Source organism: Micromonospora sp. NPDC023956, assembly GCF_040639195.1.
Taxonomy (GTDB): domain Bacteria; phylum Actinomycetota; class Actinomycetes; order Mycobacteriales; family Micromonosporaceae; genus Micromonospora.
In genome coordinates, this window is record NZ_JBEZZN010000007.1 from 235,130 (window position 1) to 260,605 (window position 25,476).

The 25,476-nt window shown below is 72.4% G+C and carries 30 protein-coding genes; 17 read left to right on the forward strand and 13 right to left on the reverse strand.

The window, feature by feature from the left end:
* Positions 1-42: 42 nt before the first annotated feature.
* The gene (locus AB0F58_RS16395) at positions 43-1,389 is read right to left on the reverse strand and encodes an ABC transporter substrate-binding protein (RefSeq protein ID WP_357143056.1); all 1,347 of its coding nucleotides are present in this window, start codon (positions 1,387-1,389) and stop codon (positions 43-45) included.
* A gap of 261 nt (positions 1,390-1,650) precedes the next feature.
* Between AB0F58_RS16395 and AB0F58_RS16400 the strand changes: the two genes are divergently transcribed.
* Positions 1,651-2,433, forward strand: a complete 783-nt coding sequence (locus AB0F58_RS16400; RefSeq protein WP_357143058.1) for a peptidoglycan DD-metalloendopeptidase family protein — start codon at positions 1,651-1,653, stop codon at positions 2,431-2,433.
* A gap of 67 nt (positions 2,434-2,500) precedes the next feature.
* Here AB0F58_RS16400 and AB0F58_RS16405 read toward each other — a convergent pair whose 3' ends face one another.
* The 5 genes from AB0F58_RS16405 to AB0F58_RS16425 all read right to left on the reverse strand — a co-directional run bounded on the left by AB0F58_RS16405 (position 2,501) and on the right by AB0F58_RS16425 (position 4,963).
* Positions 2,501-2,992: a TspO/MBR family protein gene (locus AB0F58_RS16405; protein WP_357143060.1), complete on the reverse strand. Its 492-nt coding sequence runs from the start codon at positions 2,990-2,992 to the stop codon at positions 2,501-2,503.
* Positions 2,993-3,182: 190 nt separating this feature from the next.
* Positions 3,183-3,329: a GPGG-motif small membrane protein gene (locus AB0F58_RS16410; RefSeq protein ID WP_357143062.1), complete on the reverse strand. Its 147-nt coding sequence runs from the start codon at positions 3,327-3,329 to the stop codon at positions 3,183-3,185.
* 41 nt (positions 3,330-3,370) lie between these two features.
* Positions 3,371-4,096: a metallophosphoesterase gene (locus AB0F58_RS16415; protein ID WP_357143272.1), complete on the reverse strand. Its 726-nt coding sequence runs from the start codon at positions 4,094-4,096 to the stop codon at positions 3,371-3,373.
* A 10-nt stretch (positions 4,097-4,106) separates the two neighbouring features.
* Positions 4,107-4,382 (reverse strand): hypothetical protein, encoded by a 276-nt coding sequence (locus AB0F58_RS16420; RefSeq protein ID WP_357143064.1) that lies wholly within the window; start codon positions 4,380-4,382, stop codon positions 4,107-4,109.
* A complete protein-coding gene (locus tag AB0F58_RS16425) occupies positions 4,379-4,963 on the reverse strand; it encodes a nucleotidyltransferase (RefSeq protein ID WP_357143066.1) in 585 nt (194 codons plus the stop codon). Before AB0F58_RS16425 ends, AB0F58_RS16420 begins: the two co-directional genes overlap by 4 nt.
* A gap of 169 nt (positions 4,964-5,132) precedes the next feature.
* On the opposite strand from AB0F58_RS16425, the gene AB0F58_RS16430 reads away from it, so the two are divergent.
* On the forward strand, positions 5,133-5,828 hold the full coding sequence (locus AB0F58_RS16430) for a dTMP kinase (RefSeq protein ID WP_357143068.1): 696 nt from the start codon (positions 5,133-5,135) through the stop codon (positions 5,826-5,828).
* Between the two features lie 17 nt (positions 5,829-5,845).
* On the opposite strand, the gene AB0F58_RS16435 is transcribed toward AB0F58_RS16430, so the two are convergent.
* Positions 5,846-6,523 (reverse strand): SDR family NAD(P)-dependent oxidoreductase, encoded by a 678-nt coding sequence (locus AB0F58_RS16435; RefSeq protein ID WP_357143070.1) that lies wholly within the window; start codon positions 6,521-6,523, stop codon positions 5,846-5,848.
* Between the two features lie 196 nt (positions 6,524-6,719).
* Between AB0F58_RS16435 and AB0F58_RS16440 the strand changes: the two genes are divergently transcribed.
* From AB0F58_RS16440 to AB0F58_RS16455, 4 genes are all read left to right on the forward strand, one after another.
* Positions 6,720-7,727, forward strand: a complete 1,008-nt coding sequence (locus AB0F58_RS16440) for an NAD-dependent epimerase/dehydratase family protein (protein ID WP_357143072.1) — start codon at positions 6,720-6,722, stop codon at positions 7,725-7,727.
* Positions 7,728-7,899: 172 nt separating this feature from the next.
* The gene (locus AB0F58_RS16445) at positions 7,900-8,769 is read left to right on the forward strand and encodes a MurR/RpiR family transcriptional regulator (RefSeq protein ID WP_357143274.1); all 870 of its coding nucleotides are present in this window, start codon (positions 7,900-7,902) and stop codon (positions 8,767-8,769) included.
* The gene (murQ, locus tag AB0F58_RS16450; RefSeq protein ID WP_357143074.1) at positions 8,766-9,701 is read left to right on the forward strand and encodes an N-acetylmuramic acid 6-phosphate etherase; all 936 of its coding nucleotides are present in this window, start codon (positions 8,766-8,768) and stop codon (positions 9,699-9,701) included. The genes AB0F58_RS16445 and murQ overlap by 4 nt, the downstream gene beginning before the upstream one ends.
* A 404-nt stretch (positions 9,702-10,105) precedes the next feature.
* Complete coding sequence (locus tag AB0F58_RS16455) at positions 10,106-11,095, forward strand: sigma-70 family RNA polymerase sigma factor (protein WP_357143276.1); 990 nt, start codon at positions 10,106-10,108, stop codon at positions 11,093-11,095.
* A gap of 98 nt (positions 11,096-11,193) precedes the next feature.
* Here the strand turns inward: AB0F58_RS16455 and AB0F58_RS16460 are convergent, their stop codons facing one another.
* The 3 genes from AB0F58_RS16460 to AB0F58_RS16470 form a co-directional block, all read right to left on the reverse strand.
* Positions 11,194-12,165: an NlpC/P60 family protein gene (locus AB0F58_RS16460; protein ID WP_357143076.1), complete on the reverse strand. Its 972-nt coding sequence runs from the start codon at positions 12,163-12,165 to the stop codon at positions 11,194-11,196.
* A gap of 177 nt (positions 12,166-12,342) precedes the next feature.
* Positions 12,343-12,666, reverse strand: a complete 324-nt coding sequence (locus AB0F58_RS16465) for a DUF3817 domain-containing protein (protein ID WP_357143078.1) — start codon at positions 12,664-12,666, stop codon at positions 12,343-12,345.
* Positions 12,667-12,690: 24 nt separating this feature from the next.
* Positions 12,691-13,152, reverse strand: a complete 462-nt coding sequence (locus AB0F58_RS16470) for a hypothetical protein (RefSeq protein ID WP_357143080.1) — start codon at positions 13,150-13,152, stop codon at positions 12,691-12,693.
* Positions 13,153-13,284: 132 nt separating this feature from the next.
* On the opposite strand from AB0F58_RS16470, the gene AB0F58_RS16475 reads away from it, so the two are divergent.
* The 3 genes from AB0F58_RS16475 to AB0F58_RS16485 are packed head-to-tail and all read left to right on the forward strand — an operon-like array spanning position 13,285 to position 14,575.
* A complete protein-coding gene (locus tag AB0F58_RS16475) occupies positions 13,285-13,626 on the forward strand; it encodes a DUF6158 family protein (protein WP_357143082.1) in 342 nt (113 codons plus the stop codon).
* On the forward strand, positions 13,626-13,961 hold the full coding sequence (locus AB0F58_RS16480) for a hypothetical protein (RefSeq protein ID WP_357143084.1): 336 nt from the start codon (positions 13,626-13,628) through the stop codon (positions 13,959-13,961). Before AB0F58_RS16475 ends, AB0F58_RS16480 begins: the two co-directional genes overlap by 1 nt.
* Positions 13,962-14,014: 53 nt before the next feature.
* Positions 14,015-14,575 carry a DUF1360 domain-containing protein gene (locus tag AB0F58_RS16485; RefSeq protein WP_357143278.1) on the forward strand — a complete coding sequence of 187 codons (561 nt, stop codon included), beginning with the start codon at positions 14,015-14,017 and terminating at the stop codon, positions 14,573-14,575.
* 111 nt (positions 14,576-14,686) lie between these two features.
* On the opposite strand, the gene AB0F58_RS16490 is transcribed toward AB0F58_RS16485, so the two are convergent.
* The 3 genes from AB0F58_RS16490 to AB0F58_RS16500 form a co-directional block, all read right to left on the reverse strand.
* Positions 14,687-14,881 (reverse strand): hypothetical protein, encoded by a 195-nt coding sequence (locus AB0F58_RS16490; RefSeq protein WP_357143086.1) that lies wholly within the window; start codon positions 14,879-14,881, stop codon positions 14,687-14,689.
* A gap of 31 nt (positions 14,882-14,912) precedes the next feature.
* Positions 14,913-15,095, reverse strand: a complete 183-nt coding sequence (locus tag AB0F58_RS16495; RefSeq protein WP_357143280.1) for a hypothetical protein — start codon at positions 15,093-15,095, stop codon at positions 14,913-14,915.
* A gap of 370 nt (positions 15,096-15,465) precedes the next feature.
* Positions 15,466-16,587, reverse strand: a complete 1,122-nt coding sequence (locus tag AB0F58_RS16500) for a 3-deoxy-7-phosphoheptulonate synthase (protein WP_357143088.1) — start codon at positions 16,585-16,587, stop codon at positions 15,466-15,468.
* A 596-nt stretch (positions 16,588-17,183) separates the two neighbouring features.
* Here AB0F58_RS16500 and AB0F58_RS16505 point away from each other — a divergent pair.
* The 8 genes from AB0F58_RS16505 to AB0F58_RS16540 all read left to right on the forward strand — a co-directional run bounded on the left by AB0F58_RS16505 (position 17,184) and on the right by AB0F58_RS16540 (position 25,332).
* Positions 17,184-17,402 (forward strand): hypothetical protein, encoded by a 219-nt coding sequence (locus tag AB0F58_RS16505; protein WP_357143090.1) that lies wholly within the window; start codon positions 17,184-17,186, stop codon positions 17,400-17,402.
* A gap of 120 nt (positions 17,403-17,522) precedes the next feature.
* The gene (locus tag AB0F58_RS16510) at positions 17,523-18,815 is read left to right on the forward strand and encodes a pitrilysin family protein (protein ID WP_357143092.1); all 1,293 of its coding nucleotides are present in this window, start codon (positions 17,523-17,525) and stop codon (positions 18,813-18,815) included.
* Positions 18,816-18,909: 94 nt separating this feature from the next.
* Entirely contained in the window at positions 18,910-20,256 is a 1,347-nt protein-coding gene (locus AB0F58_RS16515) for a pitrilysin family protein (RefSeq protein ID WP_357143094.1), read from the forward strand.
* 99 nt (positions 20,257-20,355) lie between these two features.
* Positions 20,356-21,381 carry an aspartate-semialdehyde dehydrogenase gene (locus tag AB0F58_RS16520; RefSeq protein ID WP_357143096.1) on the forward strand — a complete coding sequence of 342 codons (1,026 nt, stop codon included), beginning with the start codon at positions 20,356-20,358 and terminating at the stop codon, positions 21,379-21,381.
* Positions 21,382-21,633: 252 nt separating this feature from the next.
* On the forward strand, positions 21,634-22,074 hold the full coding sequence (locus AB0F58_RS16525) for a PPOX class F420-dependent oxidoreductase (RefSeq protein WP_357143098.1): 441 nt from the start codon (positions 21,634-21,636) through the stop codon (positions 22,072-22,074).
* A gap of 188 nt (positions 22,075-22,262) precedes the next feature.
* Entirely contained in the window at positions 22,263-22,679 is a 417-nt protein-coding gene (locus AB0F58_RS16530; RefSeq protein ID WP_357143100.1) for a CBS domain-containing protein, read from the forward strand.
* 224 nt (positions 22,680-22,903) lie between these two features.
* Positions 22,904-23,275: an SCP2 sterol-binding domain-containing protein gene (locus AB0F58_RS16535; protein ID WP_357143102.1), complete on the forward strand. Its 372-nt coding sequence runs from the start codon at positions 22,904-22,906 to the stop codon at positions 23,273-23,275.
* A complete protein-coding gene (locus AB0F58_RS16540; protein ID WP_357143104.1) occupies positions 23,275-25,332 on the forward strand; it encodes a glycogen debranching N-terminal domain-containing protein in 2,058 nt (685 codons plus the stop codon). Before AB0F58_RS16535 ends, AB0F58_RS16540 begins: the two co-directional genes overlap by 1 nt.
* The last annotated feature ends 144 nt before the right edge of the window (positions 25,333-25,476 follow it).

Sequence of the window (25,476 nt, forward strand, 5' to 3'; positions counted from 1 at the left end):
GGGAGGCCGGCCCGCGTGACGCGGACCGGCCCCCCGGACGACTCACTTGGGCCAGCTGCTCTCGATGGTGTTGAGCACGGTGGCGGTGTCCTTGCCGTTGATCCAGTCGATCATGCCCTTCCAGAAGGTGCCCGCGCCGACGGCGCCGGGCATCAGGTCGGAGCCGTCGAACCGGAAGACGGTCCCCTTGTCCTGGAGGATCTGGACGGAGAGCTTGTCGATCGGGTTGGCCACGTTCGCCGAGTCCAGCTTGTTGTTCGCCGAGACCCAGTTGCCGAGCTTGGCACGGGAGTTGGCGTACTCACCGGAGGCGAGGTAGGTCTGCACCGCCTGGACCTCCGGGCGGTCGGCGAAGGCGACGGTGAACTCGCCACCACCGAGGACCGGCTTGCCCTTGGCCTCGTCGATGGCCGGGAAGTAGAACGCGAAGACGTCGCCGTCCTCGGCCACCTTGGTGCCCTCGGGCCAGTTGTTGGCGTAGAAGGACGCCTGGCGGTGCAGGGCGCACTTGTTCTGCAGGATCGGCGTGCCGGCCTCCTGGAAGGAGGTGGTGACGATGCTCTTGACGCCGCCGAAGCCGCCGTTGACGTACTTCTCGTTCTTGAGGATGGTGCCGGCCCGGTTGAGCGCCTCGGCGACCTTCGGGTCGTTGAACGGGATGCCGTGGGTGGTCCACTGGTCGTAGACCTCGGGGGTCTGCGTGCGCAGCATCAGGTCTTCGATCCAGTCGGTGGCCGGCCAGCCGGTCGCGTCCTGGGACTCGATACCGACGCACCACGGCTTGGTGCCGTCCGCGGCGATCTTGTCGCTCAGCGCGATGAGCTGGTCCCAGGTGGTCGGAACCTCCCAGCCCTTCTCCTTGAAGGTCTTCGGGGAGTACCAGACGAACGACTTCACGTTCGAGCCGAGCGGAGCGCCGTAGAACTTGCCGTCGACGGTGCTGTACTTCAGCCAGTCGGGCGAGTAGTTCTGCTCGGCCATCGCCTTGGTGTCGGCCGAGGCCTCCTTGAGCTTGCCGGCCTGGGCGAACCGACCCAGCAGGCCGGGCTGCGGGATGAAGGCGATGTCCGGGGCGTTGCCGCCGTCGACGCGCACCTGGAGCTGCGCCTCGAACTCACCGCTACCCTCGTAGTCGATCTCGATGCCGGTGCAGTCCACGAACTGCTCCCAGGACTGCTCGAGCAGGTCGGCCTCGGCGTCCCGGATCGACGCGTAGATCGAAACCTTCTTGCCGTCGTTGCCCTTGTACTTCTCGTATGCCGAGCACTCCGCCGAGCCGGCGTTGTTGCCACTCTTGTCGTCGTCGCTGCCGCAGGCGGTGGCGGAGAGCACCAGTCCCAGCGCACCGATGATCGCGATGGCCTGGCGTGGTCTGGCAGAGACCGCCATGCCGTCCTCCTTCACTAGGCGGCGCGGTCGTAAGCGGTGACCTCGCCGATCCGATTGGGCGTCTCCACATGTAAGCGCTTGCATCGGCGTCGGTCCAGCCCCCTGCCGGACACGAGCAAGTAACAATCCGGAAACCCTGAGGTCTACCCGGAGCGCGCCCCCTACCAGCCGGAGAACCTTCAATCGATCCCTTTCGACGGCTGAAGTTTTCTGTCACTCTGTCATCCAGCAATGGAAAGCTTTCGACATAGGAGGCTCTGGATGCGTAAGCGGTTGCTCACACTGGCGGCGGCGGCCGGACTACTCGCCGCGACGGTCGTGGTGCCGGCGGCCCCGGCCATGGCGGCACCCACCTTCAAGGTGCCCTTCAAGTGCGGACAGGCCTGGTCGGGCCAGACCCGCACCAACCACAGCCCGGCGAACTCCATCGACTTCAACCGCACCGACGACCTCGGCGACCCGGTGGTGGCCAGCGCCCCGGGCACGGTCGACCGGGTGACCGACCTCGGCGGGACCAGCTACGGCAAGTACGTCCGGATCAGCCACAGCGGCGGCTACCACACCTACTACGCCCACCTGAACGGCTTCGCCAGCGGGATCACCGTCGGCAAGTCGGTCGGGTACGGCACGGTGATCGGTTACGTCGGCACCACCGGTGGGTCGACCGGCCCGCACCTGCACTACGAGCAGCGGCTCAACGGCAACGACATCCAGATCCGGTTCAACGGCAGCCTCGCGCTGTACTGGGGCACCAAGACCTACACCAGCGACAACGGTTGCTCCGGTTCGAGCGGCTCCGGAACGGTGAACACCAGCGGCACCCCGCTGACCGTGCGCTCCGGTCCGGGTACCGGCCACAGCTCGGTGGGTACGGTCGCCGACGGCACCCGGGTCACCATCCAGTGCCAGACCACCGGCACCACCGTCACCGGCACCTACGGCACCAGCAACATCTGGGACCGGATCGGCTCCGGCCGGTTCATCGCCGACGCCTACGTCCACACCGGCTACGACGGCTTCATCCCCGGCGTGCCGCGCTGCTGACCGCACCCGTCGCCGCCCCGTCGCTGCCGGCAGAGCTGGGCCGGCAGCGACGGGGCGGTGCGCGTCGTCAGTTGAGTCGCCAGATGGCGAGGTTGAGGCACGCGGCGAAGGTCACCCAGGCCCAGTAGGGCAGCATCAGCAGGGTGGCCGGCCGGGAGACCCGCCGGAAGAGGGCGACGGTGAGCCCGATCAGCAACCAGAGCACGACGATGTCGAGGAAGGCCAGGCCGTACCGGCCCGCGCCGAAGAAGACCGGGGTCCAGATCGCGTTGAGCACGAGCTGTGCCGCCCAGGCTCCCAGTGCGGGTCCGAAGCCGACCCGGCGCCACACCAGCCAACCGGCCACGGCGATCATGGCGTAGAGCAGGGACCAGACCGGGCCGAACAGCCACGACGGGGGCGCCCAGGCGGGCTGGCGCAGGCTCGCGTACTCGCCGGAGGTGTTCGACACGCCGAGCACGCCGATCCCCGCGGCGACGACCACGGCGGCGCCGAAACCGAGCAGGGCCAGCCAGGGACGGATCCCGTGGGTCCGGGCGGCGCCGTGGGCCATCGTCATGCCCCTGAGGTCCCCGGACGGGCCGCTCCGCAAACCCGCCGACGCCACCGGACCGGGACCGCCCGGCCGACCCGCCGCAGGGGCCACCGACATGCGGCGCCGGGGCCGTCGGCCCGGGTTCTCCTGTCGGGAGGACGGAGAACCCGGTCCGACGACCCCGGCGGGTCTTCGGGGATACGGATGACGAACGTCAACTACTGAAGATGCTGACACCACCCGGGCCGACCAGCAGGCCCACCACGATGAGGACGACGCCCCACAGGATCTGCCGGCGGAACAGCGCCATGATGCCGGCGATCACGAGTACGACTGCGAGAATCCAGAGAATCAGCTCCATAACTGCTGAATACCCGACCCCCAGTTTCGGGAAACCTGTCCTCAGTCGGTCTGGTTGCCCAGGTGGAAGATGCTGTAGGCCTGCTTGATCACAGGGTGCGCGACGTTGCGGACCCGCACCCCGCCGGGCGTGGTGCCGCGCTCGCTGCCGGCGTGCGCGTGCCCGTGCAGGGCCAGTGCGGTGGGCGCCGAGTCGATCGCCTGACCGAGCTGGTACGAGCCGAGGAACGGGTAGATCTCCAGGGGTTCCCCGGCGAGGGTGTCCGGCACCGGCGCGTAGTGCGTCAGCGCCACCAGCACGTCGCAGTCCAGCCCGCGCAGTGCCGCGCCCAGCCGGTCGGCGCTGTCGGTGGTGGTCCGGACGAAGGCCTTCATCTCCGGCTCGCCGAAGTCGCTGGCACAGCGCCCGGCGAAACCGCCGCCGAAGCCCTTCACCCCGGCCACCCCGAGCCGGCGTCCGCCGCAGTCGAGCACGACGCCGTCGCCCTCCAGCACGGTGATGCCCGCGTCCTCCAGGACCTTGACCACCTGCGGCACCTGGTCGCACTGGTGGTCGTGGTTGCCCAGCACGGTGATCACGGGTACGCCGAGCCCGCCGAACTCCTCGGCCACGCAGCGGGCCTCGTTCTCCGTGCCGTGCCGGGTCAGGTCCCCGGCGAGCAGCAGCGCGTCGGCGTGGTCGGGCAGCTCCTCCAGGGCGGGGCGGAACCGGCCCACCACGTCCTCGTCGAGATGCACGTCGCCGACGGCGGCGATCCGGATCATGATTCAGTCCCCCTCACGGCAGCTCCTCGATCTCCGTCGGGGCCTGGGCGCGGGTCACCCCGATGTCGCTGGTGACCGGGACGTCCGGGAAGCGCTCGGTGACCCGACGCACGATCTCCTCACGACGGTGCGGGCTTTCGACCTCGCCGTAGAGCACCAGGCCGTGCTCCCGGCGGACCACGGTGATGCCCTGCTCGGCGACGGCCGGGTCCTCGGTCAGCAGTCGCTGGATCTCGGCCTCGACGTACTCGTCGGGTGGTCCGGTGGCGGCGCTGAGGTGGTCGGTCACGGTTGCTCCCTTCCTTCCGGGGCGCCGGAGTACGGCACCACGTCGAGCCGGTCCAGCAGCACCAGGAACGCCTCGGCGTACGGAGAGTGCTGGGTCTCCTTCCGTACCCGTTCCCAGTCGATCTGCTCCCGCAGGGAACGGGCGAGGGGGAGGCCACGGGCGAAGTCGCAGTAGTGCTGGGAGAAGCTGAGCAGCTTGTGCACCATGAGCTGGGTGGCCGAGAGCACCGGCATGTGGATCGCGTCCACCGGCCGGATCATCGTGTCGGCGAAGGTCTCCTCGGTCACCGGCGTCTCGATCGGCCGGTGGATCAGGTCCACCATCCGCCCGTCGTCGTAGACCTTGACCAGCCAGTCCTCCGGCGGGCGCTCGGCGGTGAAGCCGTCCGCCACCAGTGCCTCGAGGGCCGACTCGACGTCCTGGTGGCGGATCAGGAAGTCGACGTCGTGCTCGCTGGAGTGTCCGCCGTGCGCGTAGACGGCGAAGCTGCCGCCCAGGGCGAAGGGGATGTCGGACTGCTTCAGCACAGCGGCGACCCGCTTGAGGGTGTGCAACAGACTGGCGTCCCCGTTTTGTGCCATCGAAGTCTCCCTGGTCGGTGGTCGGCAATGAAGTTGCGTACCCGGCATTCCGATCGGCCACACCTGTCACCGGGGCGGAGCCTGGACCCATTGTGAGGTAAATCCGGTTCGTGTCGGTATGACGGTAGGTGGCCTACCTGTCAAGCGTGGGTCGGATATCCTCGGGAGGGTGGCCAGATCACTGTGGGCGCGGCGCGGCACGGCCCGACTGCGCGCCGTCGCCCTGATCGGCATCGACGGCTCGGGCAAGACGACCCAGGCGCACCGGCTCGCCGATGCCCTCACCGCGGCCGGACTGCCGGCCACCTACCACCGCAACGCGGGCGGACGCGCCTGGCTCGGCCGGCTCGCCCAGCGGCTCGGGCGTCACGACGCCCAGGGACTGCTCGGCAACCGGGGCATGCTCACCGTCGAGTCGGTGCTGCGCTGGCTCGCCATCGCGCGGGCGCTGCTCGGCACCCTGCTCACCGGTCGGACGGCGGTGATGGACCGGTACGCCGTCTGCCAGTACGCCAGCATCCGCGCCCACGACGGCCGGCGGGGCGAGCGGCTGGCCCGGCTGACCTACCGGCTCTTCCCGGCGCCACAGATCACCTTCCTGCTCGCGGTCGAGCCGATGGAGGCGTACCGGCGGATCGAGCGGCGTGGCACCGACCACGAGCCGATCGACTACCTCGGGGCGGCCGACGCGGCGTACCGGTCGCTGCCGGAGTTCCCGACGTTCGTGGTGATCGACGCCAACCGGACGCCGGACGAGGTGACCCGACAGATCCGCGACCACCTGGCGGCCTGGCTGCCGGCGGCCGACGCGCCGGTGCCCCGGCCGCCCCTGCTCACCCCGCTGGCCGCCTCCGCCCACCCCTGACCGCCGGTCGCGGGTGCTCAGGCGCGGCCGTGCACCGGGACGGCCGCGCCGCTGGTCGGTGCGGACTCGTCACCGGCCAGGAAGCGCACCACCGGGGCGATCTGCGCCGGGTCGACCCACCGGCTGTGGTCGGCGTCGGGCTGGGCGGCCCGGTTGGCCGGAGTGTCGATCACGCTCGGCAGGACGGTGTTGCAGCGCACCCCGCTCGCGCGGTACTCCACCGCCACCGCGTTGGCGAACGCCAGCACCGCCGCCTTGGCGGTCACGTAGCCCGCCACACCGGGGAAGGGCGCGAGGGCGGCCCGTGCCGACACGCAGACCACCGCGCCGCCCCCGGCCGCCGTCAACCGGGGCAGCGCCGCCCGGGTGACCAGGTACGTCGGACGCAGGTTCAGGGTGAACATCCGGTCGAACTCCTCGACCGGAGTCTCGTGCACCAGCCCGCCGCTGGCGTACCCACCGACCAGGTTGACCACGGCGCGCAGCGGGGCGGCCGGTTCGCCCGCGGCCACCTCCACCGCCCGTGCCGCCCCGGCCGGGTCGGTGAGGTCGGCGGCGACGGCGAGCGACCCGTCCCCGTCGCCCGGACGCAGGTCGGCCACTACCACCCGCCAGCCCGCCGCCGTGAAGGCGGCGGTCACCGCGCCGCCCAGTCCGCCGCCGCCACCCGTGACCAGTACGCTCCGCTCCGTCATGCGGCACACGCTAGCGGTTGCGGGCGCCCGGCGCGGGTGACCCGCACCGGGACCGGCGGGACCGACAGCCGCGCCGGCACGGTGGTCGTCCGGGTCACCGGCCGCGCCGGGACGCGGGTTGCGCCGAGGGCGTAACGCTTCTGCCCAGGGCTAACCGACCTGGAGGTTCCGTCCGGCCGGGAGCAGCATCGTCGCCATGCGACTCCTCATCCTTGGTGGTACCCAGTTCCTCGGCCGGGCGGTGGCCCGGCTCGCCGTGGCCGGGGGGCACGACGTCACCTGCGTGGCCCGGGGCACGTCGGGCGCACCCGTGGCGGGCGTACGGTTCGTGGCGGCGGACCGGTCCGACCCCGCCGGGCTCGCACCGCTCGACGGTGAGCGGTTCGACGCGGCGATCGACGTCACCCGTTGGCTGGACCAGGCCCGGCACACCCTCGCCGCCCTCGCCGACCGGGTCGGCCACTGGTCCTTCGTCTCCAGCATCTCCGTCTACGCCAGCTTCGCGACCCCCGGCGGGGGCGTGCCGGACACCCCGCTGCTCCCGCCGGCCCCGGACGGCGTGACCGGGCCGGGCCCGGACTTCACGTGGTACGGCGAGTGCAAGGTCAGCATCGAGCGGGCGTACGCCGAGGCGGTGGAGCGGCTCTTCGTCTGCCGGGCCGGCCTGATCATCGGACCTGAGGACCCGAGCGACCGGTTCCCGTACTGGGTGCGGCGGCTCGCGGCCGGCGGCGAGGTGCTCGCTCCCGGCGGACCCGACGATCCGGTGCAGTACGTCGACGTCGACGACCTGGCCGCCTGGCTCCTGCACGCCGCCGGGACCGGCCTGACCGGCACCTACGACGGCATCGGCGCGGCGGTTCCCCGGGCAGCGGCGCTGCGCGGCATCGCGGCCGGTGTAGGCTCGGCCGAACCCCGCCTGACCTGGGTGGATGGTGACTTCCTCCAGGCCCGGGAGGTGAACCCCTGGTCGGGGGCGCGCTCCCTGCCGCTCTGGGTGCCCGGCGCGGACTGGGCCGGCTTCCTCGCCCGGGACGCCCGCCCGGCGCTCGCGGCCGGACTGGTCACCCGGCCGGTGGCGGAGAGCGCCCGCAGGACCCTGGCCTGGATGGAGGCGGATCCCGGCGCCGTCCGGCAGGGTGGACTCGACCCGGCGGACGAGGCGACCGTCCTGCGGGAATGGCACGCTGAGGGTGGGCGGTGACCACTCGGAACGAGTTTTCCCGATAAGCCGGATCGTGGTTGACGCGTACGCCTGATGAAAGTAAGTTTCATCCGTGGCGAAGAGTCCGAAGATTTCCGCGAGGAACGAGCCTGGTGGCTCAGCGAGAAGCGGGCCGGGCGGTTCCGCGAGCCGGAGTCACGAGCCCGGCGGGCTGATCGTCCACATCAGTGGCCTGCTGCCCTCGCTCTCGCCGGCCGAGCAGCGGGTCGCCCGCCTGGTCGTGGCCGACCCGGCCGACGCCGCGCGCCGGACCATCACCGACCTCGCCACCGCCGCCGAGACGTCGGAGGCGACGGTGATCCGGTTCTGCCGCTCGGTCGGCATGAACGGTTACCCGCAGCTGCGGATCCGGCTCGCCGCCGAGGCGGCGCGCCGGATCGAGCCGCCGGACGCCCGGGTCGTCGGGGGTGACATCCCTCCCGGCGCCGACCTCGCCCAGATCATCGCCACCATCGCGTTCAACGACGCCCGCGCCGTCGAGGAGACGGCCGAGCAGCTGGACCCGGCGGTGTGCGAGCAGGTGGTGGAAGCGATCTCCCACGCCGGCCGGGTCGACATCTACGGCGCCGGGGCCAGCGGGTTCGTCGCCTCCGACTTCCAGCAGAAGCTGCACCGGATCGGCCGCACCGCCTTCTACTTCCCCGACGTGCACACCGCGCTCACCTCGGCCGCCCTGCTCGGCCGGGGAGACGTGGCGGTGGGCATCTCGCACACCGGGACGACCTCGGACGTGATCGAGGTGCTGGAGCAGGCGCGAGCCCAGGGCGCGCTCACCGTCGCCCTGACCAACTACCCCCGGTCGCCGATCACCGAGGGCGCGGACTTCGTCCTCACCACGGCGGCCCGGGAGACGACGTACCGCTCCGGGGCGATGGCCAGCCGCCTCGCCCAGCTCACCGTGGTCGACTGCCTCTTCGTCGGGGTCGCCGCCCGCAACCGCGTCAAGGCCCGGAAGGCCCTGGAGGTCACCGCCGAGGCGGTCCGGTCCCGCCGGGTCGGCTCCACCCGGAGGAAGGCATGACCACCGACCAGATCCCGCCCGAGGTCCGTCCGGTGGTCCGGGTGGGTGCGCCGACCGAACGGCGTAACCCGCTCAGCGCCGACCTCGACCTGATGTCCACCCGGGACATGCTCGCGGTCATCAACGAGGCGGACCGGCGGGTGCCGGCGGCGGTGGCCGAGGTGCTCGACGAGATCGCCGCCGCCGTCGACCTCGCGGTGACCGCGCTGCGCGACGGGCACCGTGTGCACTACTTCGGTGCGGGCACCTCGGGCCGGCTCGGTGTGCTGGACGCGGTCGAGCTGATCCCCACCTTCAACTCCCCCCGGGACTGGTTCTGCGCCCACGTCGCCGGCGGGCAGGACGCGATGTGGCAGGCGGTCGAGGACGCCGAGGACAACCACCGGCTCGGCGCCGCCGAGGCGGCCGGATGCGTGGCCTCCGGTGACGTGGTGGTCGGTCTGGCCGCCAGTGGACGCACACCGTACGTTCTCGGGGCGCTGGCCGCGTCCCGGGCCCGGCAGGCCGCGACGGTGCTGCTCTGCGCCAACCCGGAGGCCGAGGCCGCCCGGGACGTGGACGTCTTCATCGGGGTCGACACCGGCCCCGAGGTGGTGACCGGGTCGACCCGGATGAAGGCGGGCACCGCGCAGAAGCTGGTGCTGAACGCCTTCTCCACCGCCGTCATGGTCCGCCTCGGACGGGTCTACTCGAACCTCATGATCGACGTGGTGGCCACCAACGCCAAACTCCGGGGACGGATGATCACGATCCTGGTCGAGGCGACCGGGTGCAGCGAGGAACTCTGCCGGCAGGCCCTGCACGCGGCCGACGGCGATCTGAAGACCGCCCTGGTCTCACTGGTCTCCGGCGCCGACGTGACGAAGGCGCGGGCCGCGCTCACCCGCTCCGCCGGCCAGGTACGCGGCGCGCTCGCCCTGCTCGCCACCTAGCGCGCCCGCCGCCGTCCGGACCGCGCCCGCCCGCCGCGGGCGGGATACTTCACCGGGGGGCGGGGTATTCATCCGGGTGTGGATGAACCGACCGCTCCGCCGGTACGTCTGTCACAGTGACCGGAATCGCAGTTCGCCGGTGACGTGCGTCGCTGCGCGCGGCGGGTACCCGATGGTGCCATGACAGGGCACGCCCGACTGTCGCGCCGCCCTGCACCATGCCCGCCGACGACCATCCGGCGGGATGCTGACAGCAAACGTCAACCGTGCTTTCAGCTAGCACTCAGGCATTCGTGACAGCTTCGACTCATGACATGGAATCCCCGACGCGTCCCATCTGTTGTGTAGGTGTCAGCACCGGTGGGCACAGCGGAGGTTACGGGGGAGGGCTGATGGGCGTGGGGATGGCAAGGAACCGGGCAACCGGCGCGAGCGAGGGGACCGTGATCAACGTGGACAAGAACATCGGCATGCGAACCGACGAGGTTGCCGAGGAGCGCGACCTGGTCGGTGTCTACCTTCACGAGATCTCCCGGACGCCGCTGCTGGACGCCGCGCGGGAGGTCGAGCTTTCCAAGGCGATCGAGGCGGGCCTCTACGCCGAGCACCTGCTCGGCGCGGACCGGATCCCCGAGGGCGTCGACCGGGAGGACCTGGAACGGCTGGTCGTCGAGGGGGAGCGGGCCAAGGACCTGTTCATCCGGGCGAACCTGCGGCTGGTCGTGTCGATCGCCCGCCGCTACGTCCGCTCCGGGATGCCCATGCTGGACCTCATCCAGGAGGGCAACACCGGCCTGGTCCGCGCGGTCGAGAAGTTCGACTACGAGCGGGGCTACAAGTTCTCCACCTACGCGACCTGGTGGATCCGTCAGGCGATCAGCCGGGCGATCGCCCAGCAGGAGCGCACCGTGCGCCTGCCGGTGCACCTGGTCGAGGACGTCAACCGGATGCGCAACATGGCCCGTCAGCTGACCCGTGAGCTGGGCAGCGACCCGGAGCCGGAGCAGGTCGCGGCGGCGCTCGGCGTCACCGTCGAGCGGGTCAACGAGCTGATCCGCTGGTCGCAGGACACCGTCTCGCTGGACACCCCGGTGGGCGACGACGGCGACACCAACCTCGGTGACCTGGTGGCCGACAGCGACGCCCCGTCGCCGGAGGAGATCGTCCTCACCGGCCTGGAGCGGCAGCGCATCGAGGGCCTGCTCAACCACCTCGACGACCGGTCGGCCGGCATCATGCGGGCCCGGTACGGCCTGGAGGACGGGCGGGAGCACTCGCTGACCGAGGTCGCGTCGCGCTTCTCGCTCTCCCGGGAGCGGATCCGGCAGCTGGAGATCCAGGCGCTCGGCCGGCTGCGGGAACTGGCCCGCGCGGAGGGGCTCCGGGCGGCCTGACACCCGGGGCGTCCGCGCGGCGGGCAACGACGGCGTACGGCCGGCGTCCGAAGACGGACGCCGGCCGTTCCGCGTACCGGTGGTGCCGGCGGGCAGGCTCAGCGCACCCGGCCGTAGCCGTACGGGGACATCAGGTCGACGTCCCGGAGCTCGACGTTGCGGCCGAACGTCGGGGCGTGGATCACCTTTCCGCCGCCGACGTAGAGCGCCACGTGCCCGAGACCACGGTAGAAGACCAGGTCGCCGGAGCGCAGCTCGGAGCGACTGACCCGGGCGGTGGCGTTCCACTGCATCGCCGCGTTGTGCGGCAGCGACTTCCCGGCGGCCCGCCAGGCGGCCAGGGTCAGCCCGGAACAGTCGTACCCGCCCGGACCCTCGGCACCCCACCGGTACGGCTTGCCGAGCGCCCCGTACGCGTACCGGACGGCGACGCCGGCCTTACCGGAGACGGTGGGTGACTTCGGCCGGGCGGCCGGCGGCGCGGGTTTCTCCGTGGCCGCCCCGTACGCCTGCCGGCGCAGCTCGTAGAGGCGGCTCAGGTCACGCTCGATCCGCTTCTTCCCGGCGGCCAGTTCCCGCGACTGGGCGGCCTGCCGGGTCAGGGTGGCCTCCAGCCGCGCCTTGGCGTCGACCAGCTTGCGGCGGTCCGCGCCGAACCCGGCGACCTGCTGCTCCCGGCGTCGGGTGAGCTGGTCGAGGGTGCCCAGCCGGGCGAGCAGGGCAGACCGGTCGTCAGCGCGCAGCAGTACCTCCGTGGTGCCCAGCCCGCCGGTCTTGTACGCGGTGACCGCGTACCGGTCCACGTCGGCGCGCCCCTGGGCCACCTGCCGCTCCAACGGCCCGATCCGAGCGGTCAGCTTCGTCACCGCCGCCCGGTTGGCCTTGATGTCCTCGTTGAGCTTGTTCCAGGACTCGACGACCCGCTCCAGCTCGGTCGAGGTGCGGTCGATCCGGCGGGTCAGCTCGGCCGGTGTCGGCTCCGCCCGGACCACCGAGGCCGGGGCGAGCAGGACAGCGACCAGACCACCGGTCACCAGTGAACGCAGCAGGATCCGAAGCGACGAGGACACGAGTGGCGGACTCCTCTCCCGGGGACGGACCGCCGGACGTCCGGCGGTGTCGGCCGGGCCCGTCCGTGACGATCACCCCGGCCGGCGTCCCAACCTAACCGGTTCCGCGTCGCCACGGGAGGGCGCGGTGTCCACCGATCGGCCGCACCACCCCGACCGCCTCCCGGCGGAGGTGGGTCAACCGGCGACCGGCTGGGGGGTGCGGGTGCCGGCGGTCACCCAGTGGCTGACCCGGCGCTCGGCGTAGAACGAGACGAACGGCACCGTGCCGGCGAGCATCACCAGCGCCATCCGCTTCAGCGGCCAGTTCGCCCGACGGGCCAGGTCGAACGCGGCGACGAGGTACACCATGTAGAGGAAGCCGTGCGCCGGACCGATCGTCTCGACCACGATCGGGTCGTCGAATCCGTACTTCAGCGGCATACCGATCACCACGAGCAGGATCAGCACCACGCCCACGATCCAGGCGATCACGCGGTACCGGGTAAGGGCTGCGCCCACGGTCTGTCGTCCTTCCGCCCCGGCTCAACCGGGGTAGTCACCGGGTCGCGCGCCCGGGTTGGCGTTCAACCATGTCAGGTAGCGGTTGTACTCGGCCAGGTCGGCGTCCTCGCCGTCGCCGGCCGGGACGGTGGCCCGTACGACCCGCACCGGGCGGCGTACCGCCGGGGTGGTGGGGCTGGGGGACTCTCCGGCGGCTGCCGCCGCGGTGGCCGGAGCCGTGCCGGGCGGGGCGACCGACTGGTCCGTCGCCCCGGCCGGCTCGGCCGGGTCGGGCTCCCCGCGCAGCGTGTGGCGCAGCTCCCGCCACCACACGAAGATCACGAAGACCGCGAAGATCGGCCACTCCACCGCGTACGCCCAGCTGAGGGTGTTGCCGGCGGCGGCCCGGCTGATCTGCCACCAACCCAGCGCGCAGAACCCGACGACCAGCACGACCATGGCCACGTGGCGGAAGATCCACGCCGGTGTCCAGAGCCGCTTCATGGCAACGAGAGTACCGGGCCGGACCGGCGTCTCCGACACGACGTCGTAGTCCCGCACGGGGTGGGTGGTTTGCTGCCCCCGGGTGTGGGCATCCGTCTAGATGCCAGCCCAAACGAGATCAGGGGGGCGACGATGACCGGATCGGTACGACAGGACGGGTTCCCGCAGCGCGCGGCGGGCGACGCCAGCCCGGAGCAGCGGCTTCCCGAGTGGGACGGCGACCACCTGCACGACATGGCCGCCACCGAGGCGAACGAGGACCCCGAGATGCTCGGGGTCGATCCCGCCGAACTGGGCGACGAGGATCTGATCCGCGAGATGCACAGCCTGCACCGCACCCGCCTGGACACCCTGCGCCACGCGGCGGACTCCGCGCTCGCCACCCACCTGCGGCGGACCGCCGAGCTGGAGACGGAGTACCTGGCGCGCCATCCCGGCCGCGAGGTCGACCCGAGCCGGCTGCGGGACGCCTGATGGCGGCACGGGAGCGGGGTATGTCCGCTCCGCCCGAAGTGGTCTTCAGCACCGCCACCGACCCCGACCGGGCCCCGGCCTGGCTGCCGGAGCCGCTGCGCGGCGATGGCGCCGGACAGCCGCAGGTCGAGCCGGAGGGGCTCCGGGCGCGGTGGCGCAGCGGCTCCGTCCCGGAGTGGTCGGCCGAGATCCGGGTCGAGCCGGCGGACGCCGGTGGGGCCCGGGTGCGGCTCGACCTGACCGGCGGGTCCGGTGAGCAGGACACCGCCGCACTGGCCGAGGAGACCCTGGCCAACCTCGACCGCGAGGTGGCCGACAACCTGACCGCCGGCTGAGCGGGTCCGGACGCCGGCCGTCGCCCCTGCGCAAGAAGACGAGGAGAGACGTGGTGACGCAGAGCGGCCCGAAGCAGCAGAGCGGCCTGAAGGACAGGGTGGCGCGGCTGCGCCGGGCGTACGCGCCGCACGAACACCGGCCGCTGGGCGGCTACCTGGTGGCGATGGGCACCTACGCCGGGGTCGCCGGGGCGCTCGCCGCACTGGTGAAGGCCACCGGCCGACCGGTGCCGGAACGACCCGCCCCGGCCGACGTGGTGCTGCTGAGCATCGCCACCCACAAGCTGAGCCGGCTGCTCTCCAAGGATGCGGTGACCAGCCCGCTGCGGGCCCCGTTCACCCGGTACGACCGGCCGATCGGCAGCGGCGAGGTGATGGAGCAGGTCCGCGACTCCGGCAGCTCGACCCGGCACGCGATCGGCGAGCTGTTGAGCTGCCCGTTCTGCCTGGCGGTCTGGGTGGCCACCGGCCTCACCGGCGGGCTCGTCCTCGCGCCCAGGCTGACCCGGCTGGTCGCCACCGCGCTGACCGCGGTCGCCGCCTCCGACTTCCTCCAGATGGCGTACGCCGTCTCGCAGCAGGCGGCCGAGGGGGGCAGGCAGCAGCAGGACTGAGCAGCGGGGCGCAGGACATCGGAACGGGGGCCCTCGGCCCCCGTTCCGATGTCCGCGTCTGTCGTCTCTCCGTCGGTCGTCCCGGTCCGGCCGTCGGCGCTCCCGACGGGGTCAGCGCTGCATGCCGGACCAGCCGTGGGGCGACTCCGGCTCCCGCTCCTCCTCGTCCTCGCCGGTGATGATGTCCCGGTCGACGGCCGTCCGGTCGTGCTCGTTGGCGAAATCGGGCTCCGGGGTGGTGTCCAGGCCCTCGGGGGGCTGGCCGAGAGCAGGCAGGTCCTCCTGCTTGTCGTCCCGATCGGTCATCGTCGCTGTCCTCTCCGTGGTCGGCGGGGCCTCACACCGTCGAGCCGCCGAGCAGGTCGGCCGCCTCGTCCAGCGCGTACTCGCCCTGGGGCAGGGCCGAGATGCGGGTCAGCAGGTCCGCAGGAAGCGCGGCGGCGACCGCCCGGCGCTGGATCTCGGCCTGGCTGATCCGTTCCTGCCCGTGGTAGATGTCGTCGAGCAGGTCGTCGATCATCCGGCTGGCTGGTTCGTCGGTCACGTGATCAGCTACCCGTGCCGGAATCGGTCAAACGTCACGACGTCCCGCCCCGCGCCGGCAACTCGCCCGCCGGAGCATTGTGACCCAGACCACACCGCTGCCCGGAACACCAGGGCCACCCGACCCGTTGAGTCAGGTGTCGGTGTGTCCAGTGTCCCCGGGCCTCACCTCATTGCCTTCGCGGAATACCGTTCGGCTGGAGCCGCGTCGCGCCGTTCGCCGAGAGGCGACCTGCACACCGACACCAGCGCCGCCCCGGGCCAGCCCGGGGCGGCGCTGCGTTTCCCGCCCCACCGGTCCCGCCCCACCCGGCCCGGAAGGGGGTGGGAGGACGGGACCGGTCAGGTCAGGCGGAGGTGCGGAGGCGGCCGGTGGTGGGAGCGGACGGGGTCTGCGGGGCGCCGGCACGCCGGGCGCGGACGGCACCGGCCAGGGTCTCCAGCACCTCGGCGGTGTCCTGCCAGCCGAGGCAGGCGTCGGTGATCGACTGACCGTACGTCAGGCTCCGGGTCGGGTCGAGGTTCTGACGCCCGGCCTCCAGGAACGACTCCAGCATGATCCCGACGATGCCGTGCTGGCCGGCGGCGAGCTGCTCGGCCACGTCCGCCGCGACCACCGGCTGGCGACGGTGGTCCTTGCCGCTGTTGTCGTGGCTGGCGTCGATCACCACCCGCTCCGGCAGGTTCGCCGCCCGGAGCTGGGCCAGCGCGCCGGTCACCGATTCGGCGTCGTAGTTGGGCACCCCGCTGCCGCCGCGCAGCACCAGGTGCCCGTCCGCGTTGCCCCGGGTGTGCAGGATGGCCGGGGTGCCGGAGACGTCGATACCGGGGAAGACGTGCGGCACCCCGGCGGCGCGGATGGCGTCCACCGCGGTGCTGATGCTGCCGTCCGGGCGGTTCTTCATGCCGATCGGCATGGACAGGCCGGAGGAGAGCTGCCGGTGCACCTGGCTCTCCACGGTCCGCGCGCCGATCGCTCCCCAGGCCACCGTGTCGGCGATGTACTGCGGGGTGATCGGGTCGAGGAACTCGCAGCCCACCGGGAGGCCGAGCCGGAGCACGTCGAGCAGGAGCGCGCGGGCCAGCCGCAGGCCCGTGTTGACGTCACCGGAACCGTCCAGGCCCGGGTCGTTGATGAGCCCCTTCCAACCGACCGTGGAGCGCGGCTTCTCGAAGTAGACGCGCATGACCACGAGCAGGTCGTCGGCGTGCTGCTCGGCCGCCGCGCGGAGCTTGTGGGCGTAGTCGAGGGCGGCGACCGGGTCGTGCACCGAGCACGGGCCGACCACGACCAGCAGTCGGTCGTCGGCGCGGTCCAGCACCCGGCTGACCGCCCGTCGGCCGGTGAGCACGACGGAGGTGAGCGTGGCGTCCAGGGGTAGCTCGTGGTGGAGCAGTGCGGGGGTGGTCAACGGCACGATCCGTTCGATCCGTTGATCGATGACGCGATCGGTGTCCGGGGTCGTCACGGTGGATGTCCTTCCGCCGACCACTCTCGGGGCCGGCGCCCGAGACCGAGCCGGCTGCTCGTGTAGGCAAGAGGGCGGGAGGACCGCCTGATCCTCCGCCTGGCCGGCTCGGAGAGTGGTGACGTCAGCTCATGGTCGAGTCACCGGCTCCTGAGCCGGCTGGATAAACCATCGATACGAGCGCGTCACGGGGACCAGACTACCCGACGGATCGGCCGACAGCCCGGCCGGAGATGGGCGGGGCCCCTGCCTGCTTTTGCAGATGTCGATGAAACCGATCGACCCGCGTCGTCCTCCCGAGCGGCCCCGGGGCGGTGTCGCACCCCGCCGGGCGGTCCCGTCCCCGCAGGCGACCGGTGGGTCGGAAGGCGGGCTGGGTGCGCTCGGCGGCACCGCCGGGTCAGCTCGGCCGGCGGGGCGGAGGGGCGCGGCGGTCAGCCGGATTCGTGTCCCACGGTCCGGGAATCGGCGCGCCGGTCGAGTCGGCCGATGGCGTCGGGGTCGTCATCCGGGCGTACCGGATCCTGGGATGAGGAGGGTGCGGCGGGCGTCCGGACGCGGCTTAGCGGAAGCGGCGGCGGGGTATCAGGGCCGCCATGAGTGACGAGCTGAGCGACCAGGACCGGGTGGCGTCCCGCGCCGTGCACCTGCTGCCCGAGGAACGGGCGGCGGGCAGTGACGATCCGGAGGCGCAGGCGCGGGCCATCCTCGCCGAGTCCGACCGGCGGGAGGCGGACCGGAACGCCGCCCCGGACACCGTGCTGGAGAGGCGTACCTCGGAGGAGACGGTGACCCCGATCGAGCCGCCGGACTGACCGGCGGCCGGGACACCGGACGGCGCCGGCGTACGGGGGCCGGCGCGTCCGGAGCGAACCGGCGGACGGCCCGGAGCCGGTCGGCGGTCCCGGACAGGGGCGATCGGATAGCGTCGTGCCATGCCCGACAGCGGTTACCCCTGGCCGATCGAGACGACCCGACTGGACAACGGCCTGCGCGTGGTGGTGAGCGAGGACCGCACCGCCCCGGCGGTCGCGGTGAACCTCTGGTACGACGTCGGCTCCCGACACGAGCCGACGGGCCAGACCGGTTTCGCCCACCTCTTCGAGCACCTGATGTTCGAGGGGTCGGTGAACGTCGCCAAGACCGAGCACATGAAGCTGATCCAGGGTGCCGGTGGTTCCCTCAACGCCACCACCAACCCGGACCGGACCAACTACTTCGAGACCGTTCCCGCCGAGCACCTGGAACTGGCGTTCTGGCTGGAGGCCGACCGGATGGGCGGCCTGGTGCCGGCGCTGACCCAGGAGACGCTGGACAACCAGCGCGACGTGGTGAAGAACGAGCGGCGGCAGCGCTACGAGAACGTCCCGTACGGCGACGCGTGGCTGCGGCTGCTGCCGATGCTCTACCCACCGGGGCATCCGTACCACCACGCCACGATCGGCTCGATGGCCGACCTGAACGCCGCTGACCTGGCCACCTTCCAGGACTTCCACCGCACCTACTACGCGCCGAACAACGCGGTGCTGACGGTGGTCGGCGACGCCCGCGCCGAGGAGGTCTTCGCGCTGGCCGAGCGGTACTTCGGGCCGATCCCGCCGCGCGCCGACATCCCGGCCGCACCGGACGGCCACACCGTCGCCGCGTCCGGGGAACCGGCCCGGGAGACGGTCACCGCCGACGTACCCGCCCCCCGGGTCTTCCTGGCGCACCGTACCCACCCCTTCGGCAGCCCCGGCTACGACGTGGTGACCGTCCTCGCCACCGTGCTCGGCAGCGGCCGGGGCAGCCGCCTCTACCAGCGGCTGGCCGACGGCGAGCGGATCGCCCAGCCCGACCTGGTCGGCGCGTACGGGGTGGACCTGGCCCACGCGCCGGCCCCGCTGATCGCCACCGCCACCGCCCGCCCCGGCGTGACCGCCGAACGGCTGGAGGCCGGGCTGGCCGAGGTGGTCGACGAGCTGGCCAGCGTGCCGGTCACCGCGACCGAGCTGGACCGGGCCAAGGCGCTGCTCACCACCGCCTGGTGGCGGCAGATGTCCACGGTGGACGGGCGGGCGGACACGCTCAGCCGGTACGCCACCCAGTTCGGGGATCCGGCCCGAGCCGCCGATCGACTGCCGGCCTGGCTCGCGGTCACCGCGGAGCAGATCGCCGAGGTCGCCGCCGAGGTGCTCGCGCCACGGGACCGGGCGGTCCTGCGCTACCTGCCCGAGGCGGACGCGTGAGCCCCGCCCGCTCCGCAGCCACGCCCGGATCCGCAGCCATGCCCGGGTCCGCAGCCTCGCCCGGGTCCGCAGTCGTGAACGGAAGGAAGCCCCGATGAGCCTGATCGCCGAACGTCCCGGACCGGGCGTCGCCCGCCCGTACCGGTTCCCGACGGTGACCCGCCGAACGGTGGCCGGCGGGGAGGTCGTCGCCGCGCACCTGCCCGGACAGAACCTGGCGGTGGCACTGCTGCTGCTCGACGCCGGAGCCGGCCGGGAACCGCTCGGCCGGGAGGGGCTCGGCGGGGTCCTCGCGAAGGCGATCGAGGAGGGCACGGCGCAGCGGGACGCCACCGCGTACGCGCTGGCCATCGAGGCGCTCGGCACCGAGCTGGTGATCGGCCTGGACTGGGACTCCTTCCAGATCAGCGTGCAGGTGCCGGTGGACCGGCTGAGCGCCGCCGTGGAACTGCTCGCCGAGGCGGTCCGGACGCCGCGCCTCGACCCGGCCGACATCCTGCGGGTCCGTGACGACGAGACCACCGCGCTGCGGATGGACTGGGCGAACCCCGGCCCGCGCGCCGACGCGGTGCTCCGTGCCGACCTGTACGGGGTGGAACACCGGCACGGCCGCCCCATGTACGGCGACCCGGACTCGGTGGCCGGGCTGGAGGTCGACGACGTCCGGGTCTTCCACTCCGAGTGGTTCCTCCGGCCGGGCACCCTGGTCGTCGCCGGTGACCTGGAGCGGATCGACCTGGACGCGCTCGGCGCGGCGGCCTTCGCCGGTGCCGGCGGCGGCCCGGCCCGGCAGGAGGGCCCGATCCCGGTGACGCTGCGCGAGGGACGACGGATCCTGCTCGTCGACCGCCCCGGGTCGGTGCAGTCGACGTTGCGCCTCGGGCATCCCTCCCCGCACCGGGCGCACCCGGACCACGTCCCGACGACGCTCGCCGGTACGGTCCTCGGCGGGGCCTTCACCTCCCGGCTCAACCACCTGATCCGCGAGGTGCACGGCTACACGTACGGCATCCGGGGCGACTTCGCCACGTCCCGCCGGTTCGGCCGGTTCGCGGTCGCCTCCGGCGTACAGACCGCGGTCACCGCGCCCGCGCTGGTCGAGGCGGTGGGGGAGATCTCCCGTACCCAGCTCACCGGGGTGACCGAGGAGGAGCTGACGGTGGCCCGTTCCTGGCGGGCCGGGCAGCTCTCGATCGAGTTGCAGTCCCCCCGGGCGATCGCCTCGGCGCTGACCACCCTGGTGGTGCACGGGCTCCCCGACGACTACCACGCCCGGCTGCGGGAGTCGCTGCTCTCCGCCGACGTCGAGCAGGTTTCCGCGGCGGCTGCCGCGCACCTGCATCCGGAGGCGCTGACCCTGGTGGTCGAGGGCGACGCGGCGGCCATCCGGGACGAGCTGGTGGCCACCGGTCTCGGCGAGGTGGTCGACGCCACGCTCTGACCGTGGCCGCCGCCGAGCCGGTGTGACGTGCGTCGTCCGGGGTCCGGGCCGTGGGAAAGCGCTCCCGGTCCGGGCCCCGGCCTGGGTAGCCTCGCGACCATGAGGATCGGCATTGTGGGGGCCACCGGCCAGGTCGGTGGCGTCATGCGGCAGGTGTTGGCGCAACGGCGGTTCCCGGTGGACGAGCTGCGGCTCTTCGCCTCGGCCCGGTCGGCGGGGCGCACCCTGCCGTGGGGCGACGGCGAGGTCACCGTGGAGGACGCGGCCACCGCCGACTACCGGGGGCTGGACGTCGCGCTCTTCTCGGCCGGCAAGGGCACGTCGAAGGAACTCGCCCCCCGGGTCGCCGCGGCCGGCGCCGTAGTGATCGACAACTCCTCGGCGTACCGGATGGACCCGGACGTGCCGCTGGTGGTGGCCGAGGTCAACCCGCACGCCGCCGCCGTCCGCCCGAAGGGCATCATCGCCAACCCCAACTGCACCACGATGGCCGCGATGCCGGTGCTGCGTCCGCTGCACGCCGAGGCCGAACTGATCAGCCTGGTCGTCGCCACCTACCAGGCGGTCTCCGGCGCCGGCCTGGCCGGTGTGGCGGAGCTGGACGAGCAGGTCCGCAAGGTGGTCGCCGAGGCGACCGGGTTGACGTACGACGGCAGCGCCGTCGAGTTCCCCGCGCCGCGCTCGTTCGCCGAGCCGATCGCCTACAACGTGCTCCCGCTCGCCGGCTCGCTCGTCGACGACGGCTCCGGCGAGACCGACGAGGAGCAGAAGCTGCGCAACGAGAGCCGCAAGATCCTGGAGATCCCGGGTCTGAAGGTCGCCGGCACCTGCGTCCGGGTGCCCGTCTTCACCGGCCACTCGTTGCAGATCCACGCGCGCTTCGCCCGGCCGATCACCCCGCAGCGCGCCCGCGAGCTGCTCGCCGACGCCCCGGGCGTGGCGCTGGCCGACGTACCGACCCCGCTGCGGGCCGCCGGCCAGGACCCGACGTACGTGGGCCGGATCCGGGGCGACGAGACCGTCGAGCACGGGTTGTCGTTCTTCTGCTCCAACGACAACCTGCGCAAGGGCGCCGCACTGAACACGGTCCAGATCGCCGAGCTGATCGCCGCCGAACTCGGCTGACCCGTCCGCCGTCCGCGACCCGCCGGTCCGTCCGGCCCGTGGCCACCCGCCGTCCCCGGTGGGTGGCCACGACCGTGTCCGGGTGGCCTCGGCTCCGACGGCGCACGAGGTCGATCGTGTTGGATGGGGTGCGTGGCTGCGCCGGGTGGTTGCCGGGGTCCCCTCCTCCGCAGAACGCGGTGACCGGGAAGCTCGGCAACCGACGAAACGGGTGCGGGCGTGGCCGGGCCGACCCCGATTTTGGAGGAATCCGTGACGGACGCCGAGCGCGAGGACAAGCTGATCGACACCATCGCCGCCCACTCGCAGGGGGTGCTGGCCACCATCCGGCGGGACAGCAGTCCCCAGCAGTCCACCGTGGTCTACAGCTTCGACCGGGCCGAGCGTCTGATCCGCGTCTCGGTGACCGGTACCCGGGCCAAGACGGCCAACCTGCGTCGTGACCCCCGGGCCAGTTTCCACGTCAGCAGCGCCGACGGCTGGACGTACACGGCGGCGCAGGTCCGGGGCGAGTTGACCGGGGTGGCCACCGATCCGCACGACGAGGTGGTCGAGGAGCTGGTCGGGCTCTACCGCGCGGTGCGCGGGGAACACCCGGACTGGGACGACTACCGGCGGGCGATGGTGCAGCAGGGCCGGATGGTGCTGCGGCTGCGCGTCGAGCGGGTGGTCGGCATCCCCGCCGGGGACTGACCGCAGCGGCCACCCGCCGCGGTGTCGTCGGTGTCGCCCCGCAGCCGCAGCCGCAGCCGGAGCCCCAGCCGCAGCCGCAGCCGGAGCCCCAGCCGCAGCCGGAGCCGGAGCCCTCCGCGTGCCGGGAGCGGGTGTTACCCGGCGGACGGGACGGGTAGACGGCGGGCCGACACCGAGAGGGGAGCACCATGACTACCGTCGGAGACTTCATGACGACCCGTCTGGTGACCATGGACGCCAACGAGACGCTCACCGCGGCGGCGCAGGAGATGCGGGACAGCGCCATCGGGGACGTGGTGGTGACCGAGGGGGACGACGTGGTCGGGATCGTCACGGACCGGGACATCGCGGTGCGGGGGGTGGCCGCGCAACGGGACCCGGACCGCACCGTCCTGCGGCAGATCACCAGCACCGACCTGGTCACGGTCAGCCAGTACGACGACGCGGTGGCCGCCGCCGACCTGATGCGCACGTACGCCGTACGCCGCCTGCCGGTGATGGAGGACGGTCGGTTGATCGGGCTGATCTCCATCGGTGATCTCGCGGTCGAGCGCGAGCCGCAGTCCGTGCTGGCCGACATCAGCGCGGACGACCCGAACAACTGACCGCCCGACGGCGGTCGGCCCCGGCCACGACGCGCCGGTCCCCGCTCCGGGGGCCGGCGCGTTGCCGTGCCGCCACACCCACGGGGCGCTGCTCGACCAGGAGACCGACCGGACCGTTCACCCGATGCGGGTGAGGTTGCCGCGCTGCCCGGCGGGGACCCTGCTCGAGCGGCGGCGCGTTCGCCGCCCCAGACCGGACGGGAACGACGGGGAGGAGCGACCCGATGGCGGACGCGATCACTCGGTTCTTCGAGGACCTGAATCGGCGGGGGTTCGAGCCGTCGCTGGAGCGGACGTCCGGGACGATCCGCTTCGACCTGGACGAAGGATCCCGGACCACGCACTGGCTGCTCGCCATCGACCGGGGACGGTTGCGGGCCGACCAGGAGGACCGGGAGGCGGACACGATCATCGACACCGACCCGGTCCTCTTCGCGGACCTCGTCAGCGGACGGGAGGACGGGATCGCGGCGCTGCTGCGCGGCGACCTCATCGTCACCGGGGACCCCCGGCTGGTGGTGCTGGTGGAACGGCTCTTCCCGAGCCCACCGGGCACCCGGGGACCGCAGCGGGTCGGCGCGAGGGGGACTTCCTGATGGGACAGAGCAACATGGTCCGGATCCTCGACGGGAACACGTTCGTGGTCTGCGAGGACACCGGTGACATCGAGGCGACGCCGACCGAGCCGACCGGCCTGTTCTCCAACGACACGCGTTTCCTCTCCACCTGGGTGCTGACCGTCAACGGGGAACGGCTCAACTCGCTCTCCTACGACGACCTCCAGTACTACGAGGCGCGGTTCTTCCTGGTGCCGGGGGCGGCCACCCACTACACGGACGCGAAGCTGTCGCTCATCCGGGAGCGGGCGGTCGGCGGGAGCTTCCACGAGGAGCTGACCGTCCTCAACCACGACGAGCAGCCGGTGGAGCTGAAGATCCGGTTCGAGGCCGGCGCCGACTTCGCGGACCTGTTCGAGGTCAAGGACGAGATCCTGAACAAGAAGGGCGAGTTCTACACCGACGTGCAGTCCGACCGGCTCCGGCTGGGCTACCGGCGCGGCAACTTCAAGCGGGAAACCGTCATCACGTCGTCCGAGACCGCCCGCTTCGACCCGGGTGGCCTGACGTACTCGGTGCGGCTGGAACCGAACGAGCAGTGGCGTACCCGGATCGAGGTGGACACCCTCGTCCTCGGCCGGGGCAGCCGGGACCTGCGCCTCGGCGTCCGGGCGCACGGCACCGAGCGGCTCGCGCTCCAGCACGACCTCGAGGAGTGGTTCGCCCGCGCGCCGAAGGTGAACTGCGAGTGGGACACGCTCGCCCGGACGTACCAACGGAGCCTGGTCGACCTGGCGGCGCTGCGCTTCGGGCCGGTCTCGGTGTCCGGGGCGATCCCCGCCGCCGGCCTGCCCTGGTTCATGACCATGTTCGGCCGGGACAGCATTCTCACCTGTCTCCAGACGCTGCCCTTCACCCCGGAGCTGTCCCGGACCACGCTCCGGATCCTCGCCACCCTCCAGGGCAGTCGATTCGACGACTTCCGGGAGGAGGACCCGGGCCGGATCCTGCACGAGATGCGGTACGGCGAGACGGCCGCGTTCGAGGAACAACCGCACTCGCCCTACTACGGCTCGGTGGACGCCACCCCGCTGTTCGTGGTGCTGCTCGACGAGTACGAGCAGTGGACCGGGGACGCCGACCTGGTCCGGGAGCTGGAACGGGAGAGCCGGGCCGCGCTGCGCTGGATCGACGACCACGCGGACCTGGTCGGTAACGGCTACGTCTGGTACGAACGCCGCAACACCGACACCGGCCTGGAGAACCAGTGCTGGAAGGACTCCTGGGACTCCATCTCGTACCGGGACGGCCGGCTGCCCGGCTTCCCCCGGGCCACCTGCGAGGTGCAGGGTTACGCGTACGACGCGAAGATGCGCGCCGCGCGGCTGGCCCGGCAGTTCTGGGGCGATCCGGCGTACGCCGACCAGTTGGAGCGGGAGGCCGCCGCGCTCAAGGAACGCTTCAACCGGGAATGGTGGGTCGAGGACGGTCAGTACTACGCCATCGCCCTGGACCCCGACGGGCGGCAGGTGGACAGCCTCAGCTCCAACATCGGGCACCTGCTGTGGAGCGGGATCGTGACCGAGGAACGCGCCGCCAAGGTGGCCGAGCACCTGGTCGGGCCCCGGCTCTTCTCCGGTTGGGGAGTGCGCACCCTCGCCGAGGGGGAGGCCCGGTACAACCCGATCGGCTACCACAACGGCACGATCTGGCCGTTCGACAACTCGTTCATCGCCTGGGGCCTGCGCCGGTACGGCTTCGCCGAGGAGGCGGCCCAGATCGCCGACGGCATCATCGCCGCGGCGGGCTACTTCGACGGACGGCTGCCGGAGGCGTTCGGCGGTTACCGCCGGGACCTGACGAAGTTCCCGGTGGAGTATCCGACGGCGTGTTCCCCGCAGGCCTGGTCGACCGGGGCCCCGCTGCTGCTGATCCGCACCATGCTCGGTATCGAGCCGCACGACGGGCACCTCGCGGTCGATCCCCGGCTGCCGGTCGGGGTGGGGCGGATCGAGGTGCTGGACATTCCCGGCCGGTGGGGCCGGGTGGACGCCTTTGCCCGGGGCCGGCTGCGGGTGGAGCACCACCCCGAGTGAGCCGGGCCGCCCACCGGGGCACCGGAGTCGGTGGGCGGCCGGGCCTGATGGGCGGTGGTGCCCGGTGCGGGCGGCCGGGCCCGGTGGGCGGTGGTGCCCGGTGGCGGCGGTGTCCGGCCAGGCTTCCGGGACCGGCCGGCAGGG